Here is a 15882-nt window from a genome sequence, read left to right on the forward strand (position 1 = left end):
GGTGTTTGTCAATCAAAACGCGGGGTTAAGCCGCTTGTTGGTAGATCGATTTAAATCAGAGTAGAAAGGCGTCGCATGACTGGAGAATCTCGGAGTTGAATAAACTTACAAGTTCCCATTTCAATGGTGAACGGTTTGTCACCCACTGAAAAAGGCTTCTGTATAATTACAGGAGCCTTTTTCTTTACCGTGTTTGGAATTGCTTCTTCTCTTTAGTGTTTTCATAGGGTTGAGTGGATGAGCGCAGGATCAGTTCCGGCTCAAACACAGTATCGTCCAAGATCTCCTTTTTCCCGGTGCGGAGTTGCTGGATGGCTTGCAAAATGCATTCCGCCGCTTTGACGCCCATATAAAATTTGGGGTGTTTAACCGTCGTTAGTTTCACTTCTCCCGCTTCCGCCAATTGGGAGTCATCGAAGCTGACGACGGATAAATCCTCGGGAACCCGTATACCGGCCTGTTTCAGTTCACGTACCAGATCAAAAGCGATCTCATCATTGTAACAGACGATTCCGCTCGGGAGATGGATGGACGATTTTTTTAAGATGGATTGGACATAGTGAGCGGCAGCTTCATTTCGTTGTTCCGTCGTAAAAAATTGCACCAGTTCCGAGCGAAAGGGAATCCCATTGGCTTGGATCGCTTCCAGAAACCCTTTGAAGCGGTATTTTCCCTGTAGATCATCCGACTTAAAGATCCCGCCGATCCCACGATGACCCTGTTCGATCAGGTGTTTAGCGGCAAGAAAGCCACCTTTGCTATCATTGGAGCGAATGGAGCGAACGTTTAGCTCTAAGTAGGAACTGTGCAGCATCACCAGCGGGATCTGTTTTTCAAGAAGAGAAAAGTATAGCTCCAGGTTTGGATTGGGAAAGGCGCTTTTGGTCGGTTCAATGATCAGTCCATCCACCTGTTTTTCCATGACGGTTTTTAAGGCAGCCGCTTCTTTTTCCACATCGTTATTCGTATTTAACAACAGAATGGAGTACCCTTTTGGTCCTAAATGGGATTCAATTCCCCGAATGATGGAGGGAAAGATATAATCGGAAATATAGGTGGTAATGACCCCGATGATATGGCTTTGTGTATCCGGGTCTCCTTGTCCGGGTGGAGTATGGGATAAAAAGGTTCCTTTCCCTTGTACCCGATAAAGCCATTTTTCATGGACCAGCTCTGAGATGGCCAGTCGAACCGTTTGTCGGCTGAAATTGAATTGGTCGGCCAGTTCCAGCTCAGAAGGAATTTTTCCACCGGGTTGAAACTTTCCCGATTGTATCCAACCTTTAATTTCGTTTTTTAGTTGCAGGTATTTTGGTTTATTTGTATTCATGTTTCCCCACCTTTGACTGTGAAGGTTGTTTGGTTTGTACGACCAACCTTTATTTTGGATGATCCTTAAACCCAATATGTTATCTATATTATAAAACATAAGCGGATAATGGAAGGGATTGGCCGCGGCCGATTATTCAAAATAGGTTGACACTACCTCTATATGTACGTACAATCTAGATGTAGGTGCAAATTGTACGTACATTAAAAACCCGAAAACAGTGGAGGGGAACAATGACTTCAACTACAGCAAAGATGGTCGTGGATAAAGATCATCGCATCGGGGAGATTGATCGACGAATTTATGGTTCCTTTATTGAGCATTTGGGCCGGGCCGTGTATGGAGGGATATATGAGCCAAATCATCCGCATGCGAATGAAAGCGGTTTCAGAACCGATGTCATGGAGCTGGTTAAACAATTAAATGTGCCGATTGTACGCTATCCGGGAGGAAACTTTGTTTCGGGCTACAACTGGGAAGATGGTGTCGGGCCACGGGAACAGCGATCGCGTCGGTTAGAATTAGCGTGGCGAACGATTGAGACGAACCAGGTGGGAACCAATGAGTTTGTCGATTGGGCCCGAGCAGTGAACAGTGAAGTGATGATGGCCGTCAATCTGGGGACGCGCGGGATTGATGACGCCCGCAATCTGGTTGAGTATTGCAATCATCCCCAGGGAAGCTATTGGAGTGATCTGCGGATTGCCCACGGATATCAACAGCCCCATCGTATTAAAACCTGGTGTCTGGGTAATGAGATGGACGGACCATGGCAAATCGGCCACCAGACGGCAGAAGAATATGGGCGCTTGGCGGTTGAGGCCGCCAAAGTGATGAAGTGGGTGGACCCTACGATTGAGCTCGTCTCCTGCGGAAGTTCCAACTCTTCCATGCCCACTTTTCCGCAGTGGGAGGCGACGTCGCTAGAACATACCTATGATGCGGTGGATTACATTTCCTTGCATCAATACTATGGAAACCGTAGCGACGATACGCCCAGTTATCTGGCGAAATCGCTGGATATGGATCAGTTTATTCGCACCGTCATCGCCACCTGCGACTTTGTCAAAGCCAAAAAACGGAGCAAGAAAACCCTTTACCTCAGTTTTGATGAGTGGAATGTCTGGTACCACTCCAATGAAGCGGATCAACAGCTTGAACCTTGGTCTGTCGCTCCCCCGCAGTTGGAGGATGTGTATAATTTTGAAGATGCTTTGCTGGTCGGGTCGATGCTGATTACGCTGCTAAAGCATGCAGATCGTGTCAAGATCGCTTGTATGGCGCAGCTCGTCAATGTGATTGCCCCAATTATGACGGAAAACGGGGGAAGAGCATGGAAGCAGACGATCTTTTATCCGTATCTGCACGCGTCCCTATATGGAAGAGGCGTATCGCTACAACCCATTATCGCTTCGCCGAAATACGATTGCGCCGAATTTACCGATGTGCCGTATCTGGAAGCGACGGCGGTCTACAATGAAGCGCAGGAAGAGTTAACGGTGTTTGCAGTAAACCGTCACCTGGAAGAGCCGTTATTGCTGGAATGTGATGTAAGAAATTTTGAAAATTACCGTGTTGTTGAACATCTCGTGCTGGAACACGATGACTTGAAGGCGGTCAATACGGCGGATGAAGAACGGGTAAAACCGCATGCTGACGGAACTGCGGAGCTAACGGAAGGGATCGTACACGCAAGCTTGCCGCAGGCATCCTGGAATGTGATCAGACTGAGAAAGGGATGATCACTGTGTTGCAATCGTTAAAACAAGCAGTACTACAAGCGAATCTCGCTTTGCCCCAGTATGGACTGGTGACGTTTACATGGGGAAATGTAAGCGGAATCGACCGGGATCAAGGGTTGGTTGTAATTAAGCCCAGCGGTGTGCCATATCCCCAATTAACGATCGATGATTTGGTTGTTCTCAATCTGGAGGGAGCGATCGTCGAGGGGCGGTTAAAACCGTCATCCGATACACCGACACATCTGGAGTTGTATCGAAATTTTCCCGATATCGGTGGGATCGTTCATACGCATTCATCTTGGGCGACGAGCTGGGCGCAAGCGGGTAGAGGGATTCCGGCTCTGGGAACGACACATGGTGATTATTTTTATGGAGAGGTACCCTGTACCCGCAAAATGACGGCAACGGAGATTAATGGGGCGTATGAATGGGAAACCGGTCGTGTCATTGTGGAGACCTTCCAAGAACGGGACCCCAATCAAATCCCAGGCGTGTTGGTACATTCCCACGCTCCCTTCTGTTGGGGAAAAGATCCCGATGATGCCGTTCATCATGCCGTTGTCCTAGAGGAAGTGGCGAAAATGGCTTACCGCTCTTATGTATTAAATTCGGGGCTTACACCGATGGATCAGACACTGTTGGATCGGCATTTTCTGCGAAAACACGGAAAGAAAGCGTATTACGGCCAAGTATGAAAAGGGGGGATGGAAAATGGCGCAAAAATATGCCATCGGCATCGATTATGGAACGGAGTCGGGTCGGGCGGTGCTGGTTGATCTAGCGAACGGCAGGGAGATCGCGGAACATGTGACACCCTACCCCCATCAGGTGATCGATCGCCAATTGCCGGGGTCGGGGGTGGCGCTTGAAGCGGATTGGGCGCTTCAACATCCGGGTGATTATCTTGAAGTCTTAAAACGTTCCGTCCCGGAGGTGATGAAGGTATCCGGCATCAATCCACAGGATGTGATCGGCCTTGGGATCGACTTTACCGCCTGTACGATGCTGCCGGTGGATGAGCAGGGGGAGCCGCTCTGTATGAAGGCGGAATTGCGTGATCGTCCTCACAGCTGGGTGAAGCTGTGGAAACATCACGCCGCACAAGCGGAAGCTAACCTTTTGAATGAAATCGCGGAAAAGCGAGGGGAACCTTTTTTACCGCGATATGGTGGCAAACTCTCCTCTGAATGGATGATAGCAAAGATATGGCAGATTTTGAATGAAGATGAGGACACCTATCACCAGACGGATCGGTTTGTGGAAGCGACGGATTGGGTGATATTTAAGCTGACGGGAAAGATGGTGCGAAACAGCTGTACAGCCGGATACAAATCGATTTGGCATAAGCACGAAGGATATCCCAGCAAGGCCTTTTTTAAAGCATTAGATCCCCGCCTGGAGCACCTGACGGAGACCAAATTGCGTGGGAACGTGGTTCCCCTCGGCACCAAAGCAGGGAGCTTAACGGAAGAGATGGCGGCGATGACGGGTTTACAGGCGGGAATGGCTGTTGCCGTCGGCAATGTTGACGCCCATGCTGCTGTTCCTGCCGTCGGTGTGGTCACACCGGGCAAAATGGTGATGGTGATGGGGACGTCCATCTGCCATATGCTGCTGGGGACAGAAGAGAAATGGGTGGAAGGCATGTGCGGGGTGGTGGAAGACGGAATCATCCCTGGTTATTTGGGATATGAAGCGGGACAATCCGCAGTGGGGGACATCTTTGCTTGGCATGTGGCGAAAGCGGTTCCGACCGATGTGAAAGAAGCGGTGGATCAAGAGGGTCTGGATGTTCATACGTGGCTGGAAAAAGAAGCGCAAAAGCTGAAACCGGGGGAGACGGGACTGCTTGCGCTAGACTGGTGGAACGGAAACCGCTCCATCCTGGTAGATGCCGATCTGACGGGGTTGATGCTGGGATATACGCTCCAGACACGAACGGAGGAAGTGTATCGTGCCTTGCTGGAGAGTACAGCTTTTGGCACCCGCAAAATTATTGAGGCTTTTCGGGAGAAGGGGGTGGAAATCGATGAATTGTACGCTTGTGGGGGTCTGCCGCAAAAAAATCAGCTGTTGATGCAGATCTATGCCGATGTGACCAACTTGGAAATTAAAATCGCCGACTCCACCCATACTCCTGCTCTGGGTGCAGCTATGTTTGGCGCGGTGGCGGCGGGATCGGCAGCAGGCGGGTTTGCGACGATTGTGGAAGCGGCGGAAAAGATGGCCCGTGTGCGTTCAGAACCGATTCGGCCGATAGCGGAACATGTCGCCGTATATGAACAGCTATACCAGGAATACAGCACACTTCACGACTATTTTGGCCGTGGTTCAAATGATGTGATGAAGCGGCTAAAAACGCTAAAAGAACAATGGAGGGCCAGCCAGCATGCTTACGAAATCTTATGAATTTTGGTTTGTTACCGGAAGTCAACACCTCTATGGAGAAGAGGCGCTGGCAAAAGTAGAGCAACATTCGCGCCAGATCACAGCAGGATTGCTTCATGCAGATGCGATTCCCTTTCCCATCGTCTTTAAACAGGTGCTGACAACACCGGAAGAGATCGTCAACCTTTGTATCGAAGCCAATGCAGATGAAAATTGTGCTGGTTTGATTACATGGATGCACACCTTTTCCCCAGCAAAAATGTGGATCGCAGGACTGTCCGAACTTCGGAAGCCACTGCTTCACCTGCATACCCAATTTTATCGTGATATTCCCTGGGATCGGATTGACATGGATTTTATGAATCTTCACCAATCAGCCCACGGCGACCGAGAATATGGGTTTATGGGAACAAGGCTGGGCTTGGCTCGTAAAGTGGTGGTCGGTCATTGGGAAGATGAAGCAGTAAAGAAGCGAATCGGGGGCTGGATGCGTACCGCTGTCACGGTTTGTGCGGGAAAGCAGCTCAAGGTGGCCCGCTTTGGTGATAATATGCGCCATGTCGCCGTTACCGAAGGGGATAAAGTGGAGGCCCAGATTCGATTCGGCTGGTCGGTCAACGGTTTTGGAGTCGGTGATTTGGTGGCGCGCATCAACGATATTACGGATGCGGTGGTCAAGGAATTGTTTGCGGAGTATCAAGAACTGTATGATCTGCCGGCGGAAGCGCATGAAGACGGACCGATTCGGGATTCGATATTGGAGCAGGCGCGTATTGAGTTGGGTTTAAAAGCGTTTTTGCAGGAGGGAGGGTTTCACGCTTTTACCACGACGTTTGAAGACCTTCATGGAATGAAGCAGTTGCCGGGGTTGGCCGTCCAGCGTCTGATGGGCGAAGGGTATGGTTTTGGCGGAGAAGGAGATTGGCGGACGGCAGCGCTGGTGCGCATGATGAAGACGATTGCCGCCAATGAAGGAACTTCCTTTATGGAGGATTATACCTATCACCTAGAACCCGGCAATGAAATGATTCTGGGGGCCCATATGTTGGAGGTGTGTCCCACGATTGCAGCGGATCGGCCACGAGTAGCCGTCCATCCCCTCTCCATCGGCGGAAAAGGAGATCCGGCGCGACTCATTTTCAACGGCCGCTCCGGACCGGCGATCAACGCCTCCCTGGTCGAGCTAGGCGGCCGTTTCCGACTAGTGATCAATGAAGTGGATGCGCTCAAACCTGAGCAGGCGATGCCCCATTTACCGGTGGCACGGGTACTGTGGAAACCGCAACCGTCACTGTCTGAGTCGGCGGAAGCGTGGATTTATGCCGGGGGCGCGCATCATACGGTTTTCTCTTATGTCGTTACAACGGAGCAGCTGTTGGATTGGGCGGAGATGGTCGGTATTGAAGCGGTCGTCATCGATAAACATACGTCTCTTCCCTCCTTTCGCAATCAACTAAAATGGAATGATCTTCACTACCGTTTGCGATAAAAAAGTGAAGTAAATATAAGGATGAGTTGACGCTGTCTCAACATCTTCACTAAAGCCCTTCAGTGGGGGCTTTTTCCTTAGAGATTTGACACAATCGAAACGAAACATAAGTTTTGGTAGCGCTTTCATGAATCGTGTGATTGGAGCTGTCAAGTGTGGAGTGATGAAGACCTTCGACTTTTACCCTTATACAGAAGGAGGTTTGCATCGAGATGGCAAAATGGATCGCTTTGGTGGCGATAATTGCGTTAGTGATCGCCGTCTCTTTTACCGGCCCCGATTCCGGCGGGGCTGACGGCGATAACCATCTTACACTTTGGACATTTGTTGAGCAGCATGCAGAGTATTACAACGAAATGGCGGAGCGTTGGAATCAAATGTATCCGGATCGACCGATTGTACTTCAGGTAGAGACGGTTCCTGATTTATCCAATAAACTGCAACTCTCCCTCTACACCGGTGTCGCTGCTCCCGATATCGCGGATATTGAGGTGAACTCCTTCCCCAACTTCTTGCGGGGAGAACCGCAACTGATTCCCTTAAACGATATCGTCGAACCGGTGAAGGAGCACTTTGTGGAGTCGCGCTTTGATATTTACAGCAAGGATGGAACCTATTACGGGGCTCCTTTTCATGTGGGTGCCACTGTGATGTATTACAACAAGGAGATCTTGGATCAAGCCCAGGTGAACCCCGACGACATCAAGACCTGGGATGATTTTGTCGAAGCGGGCAAACAGGTGAAGCAGGACACAGGTAAGCCGATGATTACGGTGGACACGTCTGATTTTATGTTGTTTCAACCGTTGGTGATCCAACAGGGATCCGATTTTCTCGATGAAAATGGAGAAGTGACCCTTGATGGTCCGGTTAATCTACAAACCCTGCAGTTTATGCACGACTTGATCTATAAACATGAGATCGCTGTACCCACCCCTGGTGGCCAGCATCATGCGGAGGAATACTACGGATTTATGAATCAGGGAGGAGCGGCTGCGATTCAGATGCCGCTGTGGTATATGGGGCGGTTTACCGACTTTATGCCGGATTTAAAGGGGAAGATGATCGTGCGTCCGATGCCCATCATGAAAGAAGGGGACGCCAAGTCAGTCGGGATGGGTGGCACGGGTACGGTTGTAACCAATCAAGCAAAAAACCCTGAACTGGCCAAGGATTTCTTAAGCTTTGCCAAGCTGTCCAAGGAAGCCAATATCGAGATCTGGAAACAACTCGGCTTTGATCCGCCGCGGTCGGAAGTGTGGAATGAACCGGCGTTTCAACAGGAAAACAAGTATACCGAGTATTTTGGAAACGATCTCTACGATACCCTCATCAGTATCAAGGATGATATCCGCTCCCCCCACTTTGGATCATTATCGCCGCGGATCTATACAGCCGTCAACTCCCAGCTCCAGTTTAACGTGTTAAGACGAAACAGCCAGGCGCCGGAGGAAGCCTTAAACAAGGCAGCAGAGGAGATGAGGAGTCTCAATCGATAAGGGTGTTTTGCTATTCCTTTTTAGAAAGGAGGTACGGCAGGAGAAAAGATCGTTGTGTTGTGTCAGGACTCCATAAGGAGAGCAACATCGACATTCTACAACGCCAATGAATCTGGCAAAATCTCCTGTCTGAATCCCCATGAAAAACACGCTTGAACCGGCTCCCAACAAAACGGTGAATCCCGAAAGATGGAAAATCGGAAATCTACTTTTCTCTCAGAAAACCGCTCCGTACCTATTTATCGCTCCCTTTGTTCTTTCGTTTCTACTCTTTTTCCTATACCCAATCACCAATTCCGTCATCATGAGCTTCCAAGAGATTCTCCCGGGGGAGCGAACCTTCATCGGTCTGGAAAATTACTCCCGCTTATTGAACGATCACTTTTACCGTGCACTCTACAATACCACCATCTACACCCTATTGACATTGATCATCTTAATTCCGATTCCATTGGTGCTGGCGGTCATCCTCAATTCAAAACTTACCTTCGCCCGCAACTTCTTTAAATCGGCCCTGTTTATTCCCGCTCTCACCTCAACCGTAATCGCCGGGGTGATTTTCCGCCTGATGTTCGGCCAGCAAGATAGCGCATTGATGAACTCACTCTTGATCCAACTCGGTTTTTCTCCCCTACAATGGACCAATAACGCATATACAGCCATGTTTTTAATGGTGGCACTGGCATCGTGGAAATGGATTGGAATCAATATCCTCTATTTTTTGGCCGCTTTACAAAGCATCTCCAAGGATTTGTATGAAGCTGCCGCCATCGATGGTGCCGGGCCTTGGACGCAATTTAGGCGTATTACCCTTCCGCTGTTAAAACCGGTGACGGTGTTTGTAGTAACCATCAGTATCATCGGTGGCATTCGCATGTTTGAGGAGAGTTACATCTTTTGGGGAGCTTCTTCCCCCGCAGATATCGGTCTGACGCTATCGGTCTATCTCTATCAGCAAGGGTTTGACTATTTCGACCTTGGCTTTGGGGCGGCGATCGGTCTCGTCATACTGTTCATTACACTCGTCTTTAATCTTATTCAGTGGAAGTTTTTCGGCTTATTTAAAAAGGAGGAGGATTGACATGGACGATCGACAGTCCAAAGGTGGGAAGCGGTTATTTCAAATCGGCTCACTCTTGTTGTTGGCCGTGTTTACCTTCCTAGCTCTCTTTCCCTTTTACGCTTTGCTCTTAGCTTCTTTTAAACCGGTTACCGAGCTGTTGCGCTTTGGGTTGAACCTAAAGCTGCAGCCGGAATTGTTGAGTTGGGATAACTATCGCTATCTCTTCAGCGATGCCGCGCAAAAGTATCTCACGTGGTACAAGAACAGTGTGCTGGTTACCGCGTTGGCCACCCTTATTACGCTGTTTTTCTCCTCGATGGTGGGTTATGCCTTAGCCATTTACCAATTTCGAGGGAAAAACGTGATCCTCACGCTGATCTTGGTGATGTTGATGGTTCCGGGGGAGATTTTGTTGCTGCCCCTGTTTGAGCAGACGATCGCTCTCGGTCTGATCGACACCTACTGGGGCGTGATTCTTCCCGCGGCGGTCGCTCCCTTTGTGGTGTTCTTCTTTCGCCAATACGCCTTGGGGCTGCCGCGGGAATTGTTGGACGCCGCTCGCATCGACGGCTGCTCTGAATTTGGGATTTTCTTCCGAATCATGGCCCCGCTGATGGCTCCCGCCTTTGGGGCGATGGGGATTTTGACCGCTTTAGGCGCCTGGAACAACTTTATGTGGCCTTTAATCGTTCTGCGCAGCGAGGAAATGTATACGCTTCCAATCGGCTTGTACGGACTGTTAACCCCGTATGGAAACAACTACAACATCTTAATCTCCGGATCGGTGCTCACGATCTTGCCGATTATTATCCTGTTTCTCTTCTTCCAACGCTTCTTTATCTCGGGGATGACGCTTGGCGGAGTGAAACAGTGATATACCGGGCGATACTCGTCACACATTGTTTGATCAGGGACCGAAGTGACTGCACGAAGCTTTTGGTGAGTGTAGGGAACGACGACCCTGTTATAGGGTCAAGTGATGCGGCGCTAGTAAACCATCAAATACCAATATAAGAAAGTGGGGAAAACAATGCCGAAAATCACCTTTATCGGTGCAGGTAGTGCGGTGTTTACCCGTAATCTTTTAGGAGATCTTCTCACCTATCCGGAGTTGGCTGGAAGCCGTGTCTGTTTGATGGATATCGATGCCAAGCGTTTAGGCATGGTGGAAGCGTTGGCGAAACGGATGGTGGAGGAGAGAAAGTCCAACCTCTCGATCCAAGCGACGACCGACCGTAGGGAAGCGTTGCGAGATGCCGATTATGTGATTATTACCATTCAGGTAGGCGGGTTGGAGGCATATAAACAGGACATCGAAATTCCACAGCGATACGGTGTGGAACAATGTGTTGGAGATACGATGGGGCCAGGGGGCGTTTTTCGCGGCCTGCGCCATCTGGCAGTCATCGAGGAGATTGCAAGGGAATTGGAAGAATTGAGCCCCGATGCGTTGATCTTACAGTATACCAATCCGATGGCGATGATCGGTTGGGCGTTAAGCGAGCTGTCACCGCTGAAAACCGTCGGTCTCTGTCACAGTGTGCAAGGTACGGCTGAGGAGCTAGCTGGATACATTGGTGCGCCTGATGAAGAAATCTCCTATTGGGTGGCGGGAATCAACCATGTTGCTTGGTTTTTGAAATTTGAATGGAAGGGCGAGGATGCTTATCCACTGCTGTTTGAAAAGATGAAGGATCAACGGATTTACGGTCAGGATCCGGTCCGGTTCGATCTGCTGCGCCACTTTCAGTATTTTGTAACGGAGTCTAGTGGCCATGCGTCGGAGTATTATCCTTATTTTCGCAAAAACAAAGCGTCATTGGAAAAGTTGGTTTCATCCTTTACCGACCGCAAAAGCGCTTGGTTTGATTTTGGCCGGAGTGGTGGTTATCTGCGCCATTGCTACCACGAAGCGGAACATTACGAAACCGATATAACCGATATGCTGTCACGGGAAGAAATGATCGAGATTCGCCGCTCCCGTGAATATGGAGCACAGATTATTCATGGGATCGAGACAAATCAATTGAAAAGAATCAACGGAAATGTGAGAAATACCGGATTGATTACCAACCTGCCGGAAGGCTGTTGTGTGGAGGTTCCTTGCCTGGTTGATCAGTCAGGGGTTCAGCCCTGTCATGTTGGAAGTCTGCCACCGCAATTGGCAGCATTGATCCGGACCAATGTCAATATGCAGGAGCTGGCGGTGTGGGGCCACATTCATCGCGATAAGGATCTCATCTACCAAGCGATCAAGATGGATCCCTTAACCAGTGCGGTCTGTTCATTGGATGAGGTAGATTCGCTGGTTGGTGAGATGTTTGCGGCACAGGCGGAGTGGCTGCCGCAGTTTAATAAGTGGTTGGCGACAAGTAGTTAGTATTTTCGTGCTTGGAGAAAGAGGTTATGAGCAATAAAAACGCCCTACAGATGAGTCTTTAACTTATCTGGGGGAAGACGAGAGCGATAGTTCATGGCTACTGGTGCTGGAATGCATTGGAGCAGGGATGGACAATTCGCCCCGGTGATAAGAGAACGATAGGCGTAAATCGAGTACAAAAATAAAAAGGGAGGAAATGTAGATGGGTAACCGTTTATGGCGAAAGTTGATCATCGTTTTGTTGATCACCGCTTTCCTCTTTCCGCAATCACTATCGGCCCACAGCGAGAAACAGGGAGCAGCGGTGAATGAACAAAAGGATCAATCGCCTTTTCGGCCCCCTGTGTTTCAAGAAGCTTCGGTTCATGACCCTTCCGTTATCCGGGTCAATGATACGTTTTATGTATTTGGTTCTCATCTTGCGGCGGCCAAGACGGATGACTGGATGCGTTGGGAAACGATCGCTTCTGGGGTTGATGACAAAAATAAATTGATTCCAAACGTCAAAGAAGAATTAAAAGAAACCTTTGACTGGGCAGAGACGGATACGTTGTGGGCGCCGGATGTGATTCAATTGGAAGACGGCCGCTTCTATCTCTATTACAACGCTTGTCGCGGAGATTCCCCAAGGTCCGCGCTCGGGGTTGCGGTCGCCGACGATATCGAAGGGCCGTATCGGGATCAGGGTATTATTTTAAAATCGGGGATGTGGGGGGAACCCAGTGAGGACGGGACCATTTACGATGCAAGAATTCACCCCAATGTAGTCGACCCTGATGCTTTCTTTGATAAGGAAGGGAACTTTTGGATGGTTTATGGCTCCTATTCCGGTGGTATTTTTATCTTGAAAATGGACCCGGAGACAGGTAAGCCCCTTCCTGGGCAAGGATACGGCAAAAAATTGACCGGCGGAAATCACAGCAGAATCGAAGGGCCCTATATTCAGTACAGTCCGGACACCGACTATTATTACTTGTTTCTATCTTTTGGTGGCCTGGATGCCAACGGCGGTTACAACATCCGTGTCGCCCGTTCCAAAAACCCGGACGGCCCCTACTATGATGCAGAAGGAAACAATATGATCGATGTGAAGGCGGATCCGGATCAACCCCTTTTTGACGATCGTTCGATTGAACCTTACGGCGTTAAACTGATGGGCAACTTCCGTTTCCAAGGAAACGATGGTCCCGCTACCGGCTATGTTTCTCCAGGGCACAATTCTACCTACTATGATCCAGACACGGACCAATATTTTTTGATTTTCCATACGCGCTTTCCTGAAAGAGGGGAGGAACATGAGGTCCGGGTCCATCCTATGTTTATCAATGAACAGGGATGGCCGGTGGTCGCCCCCTATCGGTATAGCGGGGAAACGGTTGCAGAAGTGTCGCCAGCAGATGTGATCGGCGATTATCAACTGATCAACCATGGCAAAGATATCTCCACCGATATCAAGGAATCGAAAAGCATTCGGCTGGAATCGAACGGCACCATATCCGGCGAAGTTAATGGAAAATGGAAAAAAACCGGCCCCTACACGGTTAAGCTGACGGTCGATCAAGCCGTCTACCATGGTGTGTTCCTGCGCCAATGGGATCCGGTGAGTGAACGTGAGGTCATGACAGTTAGCGCGCTATCGAAGGAAGGGGTTGCAATTTGGGGCAGCCGAATCATAGACAGAGAAGTGATGGATTGAGGTTTACCGTAATATACTCACCCCTTCAAGTAGCTACAGGAAAGATTCCCTGTAAACCGAACTACTTTGAAGGGGTGATTTTATGGCGAAGATGAATCAAACACATACACAAGCGATTCGACTATATGAAAATAAACATAAGGAAGGAAACAGTGTTAAAAACCATTACCACCAAACCCATCAAATCCTATATGTATTAGAAGGGAAGGGCAGTTGTACGATTGTACAAGACCAATATTCCTTATCCCAGGATACGATGGTGGTGATTGCTCCCTTTACCAACCATTCGATTCGTGCCGACTCAAAGATGACGGTATTGGTGCTTGAATTTAATGAAAGGGCACTAGCATCATCCGAACGAGAGCAATTGGTCTCTAGAGTTTTTCAGCACTCCCGTGTCATCCCGGTAAACCTGTTTGAGAGCAGCGAGTTAAGGCAGTTGTTGCGAAAGATGCTATATGAACAATCACGCGAAGATTCGCTACAGTTTTTGGCGATGCGGATTTTTTTGGCTGAGATTTTATTTGTACTTGTACGGTCGCAACAAACCGCTCATATCAAGGATACCAATGCCTTACGGGTGGAATGGTTACGCAATTATATTGAAACCCATTACTTTGAAATTAAGAGCGCCACCGATATCGCCAACAAAATGGGGATGAGCACGCGCTATATCCATCGTATTTTTAAAGAACACAACAAGAAGACACCGATGCAATATTTAACGGAAGTCCGATTGGATCGGACAAAGAAGATGCTGATCGAAACCGATAAAGATGTTGTCTCCATCTGCTTTGAAGTCGGGTTTGAGTCGGTTTCTACCTTTTATCGCTTGTTTAAAAAGCATGTGGGCATGCCGCCCCATATGTACCGTACTTCTCATAGGGAGATTTGAAAGCGAGGTGATTTGGTTGTATCATCTCATTCTCCAAATGCGAAAAAAACGAACACTATACTGTACAAGCTACGCCTCCTCATTTCATTTCCCTCCTCTCACTGTAATTGATTGAACAATTGACCCGTTTTACCGCTTTTGTTCCGATATTGAGATGATCATTCCTGATCTAATAAGACGGCGTCTCTTCCATTGACTATGATGGGGTTACCTTATGAAGCAGAAGGGTGATTGGATATGTCTGTACATCGATTAGGGATTATTATGAATGGCGTCACGGGCCGGATGGGGACCAACCAGCATCTGATCCGCTCCATCGTCGCTATTCGGGAACAGGGCGGTGTTCAGCTGGGAGATGGAGAGGTGCTGATGCCGGACCCCGTGCTGGTTGGTCGGAATGAGAATAAGCTAAAGGCTTTGGCGGAGAAGTACGATCTTCCCCATTGGAGTACCAACCTGGAGAAGTATTTGGCTGATTCCGATTATCCGATTTATTTTGATGCGCAAACGACCAATCGTCGCGCGGATGGTGTGCGACAAGCGATCCATGCCGGTAAGCATATCTACTGTGAAAAACCGACGGCGACCAGTTTAAGCGAGTCGTTGGAGTTAGCGCGTCTAGCAAAATCGTCAGGGGTGAAAAACGGCGTTGTCCAGGATAAGCTGTTTCTTCCCGGCCTATTAAAGTTGAAGCGCTTACTTGATGCCGGTTTCTTCGGTAAAATCCTGTCGGTCCGGCTGGAGTTTGGTTATTGGGTTTTTGAAGGGGATTGGCAAGTGGGGCAACGGCCTTCTTGGAACTACCGTAAAGAAGACGGCGGCGGTATCATTGTTGATATGTTTCCTCATTGGCGCTATATCCTGGATAATCTCTTCGGTCCGGTTCGCTCCGTCTCTTGCCTCGGGGTGACCCATATTCCGCAACGCATGGATGAAAACGGGAAACCGTATGGCTGTACCGCTGATGATGCGGCTTATGCGACATTGCTGTTAGAGGACGGGATCATTGTCCAGGCCAACTCATCCTGGGCGGTGCGGGTAAACCGGGATGACCTTTTGACGATTCAGGTGGACGGTGTGGAAGGAAGTGCGGTGGCAGGTTTACGTGACTGTAAAGTGCAGCATCGGGTCAATACCCCGAAGCCGGTATGGAATCCGGATATCGAAAATCCCTTTGATTTTCAGGATGATTGGCAAGTTGTGCCGAATAACGCTGTGTTTGATAACGCTTTTAAAATCCAGTGGGAAATGTTCTTAAAACATGTCTTTCGCAATGATCCCTTCCCGTGGGATTTGCTGGAGGGCGCCAAGGGTACGCAACTGTCCGAATTAGGACTGCAATCCTGGCGGGAAAAGCGCTGGATCGATGTACCGGATCTCACCGTTTAGGAGGGAAAATC

The 15882-nt window shown here is 49.1% G+C and carries 12 protein-coding genes; 11 read left to right on the forward strand and 1 reads right to left on the reverse strand.

All coding sequences use genetic code 11. The features are described 5' to 3' along the window. Positions 1-184 precede the first annotated feature (184 nt). On the reverse strand, positions 185-1330 hold the full coding sequence (locus C8J48_RS02570; RefSeq protein WP_170105088.1) for a GntR family transcriptional regulator: 1146 nt from the start codon (positions 1328-1330) through the stop codon (positions 185-187). A 233-nt stretch (positions 1331-1563) separates the two neighbouring features. Here C8J48_RS02570 and arfA point away from each other — a divergent pair, with 233 nt between their 5' ends. The 11 genes from arfA to C8J48_RS02625 all read left to right on the forward strand — a co-directional run bounded on the left by arfA (position 1564) and on the right by C8J48_RS02625 (position 15871). Further along, positions 1564-3072, forward strand: coding sequence for an arabinosylfuranosidase ArfA (gene arfA / locus C8J48_RS02575; RefSeq protein WP_107724809.1), 1509 nt, complete (start codon positions 1564-1566; stop codon positions 3070-3072). A gap of 5 nt (positions 3073-3077) precedes the next feature. Next, positions 3078-3767, forward strand: a complete 690-nt coding sequence (araD, locus tag C8J48_RS02580) for an L-ribulose-5-phosphate 4-epimerase (RefSeq protein ID WP_107724810.1) — start codon at positions 3078-3080, stop codon at positions 3765-3767. A 16-nt stretch (positions 3768-3783) separates the two neighbouring features. Further along, entirely contained in the window at positions 3784-5481 is a 1698-nt protein-coding gene (locus C8J48_RS02585; RefSeq protein ID WP_107724811.1) for a ribulokinase, read from the forward strand. Then, positions 5462-6949 (forward strand): L-arabinose isomerase, encoded by a 1488-nt coding sequence (gene araA / locus C8J48_RS02590; protein ID WP_107724812.1) that lies wholly within the window; start codon positions 5462-5464, stop codon positions 6947-6949. Before C8J48_RS02585 ends, araA begins: the two co-directional genes overlap by 20 nt. Positions 6950-7161: 212 nt before the next feature. Further along, positions 7162-8448 (forward strand): ABC transporter substrate-binding protein, encoded by a 1287-nt coding sequence (locus tag C8J48_RS02595; protein ID WP_107724813.1) that lies wholly within the window; start codon positions 7162-7164, stop codon positions 8446-8448. 139 nt (positions 8449-8587) lie between these two features. Then, on the forward strand, positions 8588-9529 hold the full coding sequence (locus tag C8J48_RS02600; protein WP_107724814.1) for a carbohydrate ABC transporter permease: 942 nt from the start codon (positions 8588-8590) through the stop codon (positions 9527-9529). A gap of 1 nt (position 9530) precedes the next feature. Continuing rightward, positions 9531-10385, forward strand: a complete 855-nt coding sequence (locus C8J48_RS02605; RefSeq protein ID WP_107724815.1) for a carbohydrate ABC transporter permease — start codon at positions 9531-9533, stop codon at positions 10383-10385. A 156-nt stretch (positions 10386-10541) separates the two neighbouring features. After that, on the forward strand, positions 10542-11891 hold the full coding sequence (gene melA, locus C8J48_RS02610; protein WP_107724816.1) for an alpha-glucosidase/alpha-galactosidase: 1350 nt from the start codon (positions 10542-10544) through the stop codon (positions 11889-11891). A 202-nt stretch (positions 11892-12093) separates the two neighbouring features. Then, positions 12094-13587, forward strand: coding sequence for an arabinan endo-1,5-alpha-L-arabinosidase AbnB (gene abnB, locus C8J48_RS02615; RefSeq protein ID WP_107724817.1), 1494 nt, complete (start codon positions 12094-12096; stop codon positions 13585-13587). An 82-nt stretch (positions 13588-13669) separates the two neighbouring features. Then, on the forward strand, positions 13670-14482 hold the full coding sequence (locus C8J48_RS02620) for an AraC family transcriptional regulator (protein ID WP_245891048.1): 813 nt from the start codon (positions 13670-13672) through the stop codon (positions 14480-14482). A gap of 237 nt (positions 14483-14719) precedes the next feature. Then, positions 14720-15871: a Gfo/Idh/MocA family protein gene (locus C8J48_RS02625; protein WP_107724818.1), complete on the forward strand. Its 1152-nt coding sequence runs from the start codon at positions 14720-14722 to the stop codon at positions 15869-15871. Positions 15872-15882 lie beyond the last annotated feature (11 nt).

It is taken from the genome of Desmospora activa DSM 45169 (genome assembly GCF_003046315.1).
GTDB lineage: Bacteria > Bacillota > Bacilli > Thermoactinomycetales > DSM-45169 > Desmospora > Desmospora activa.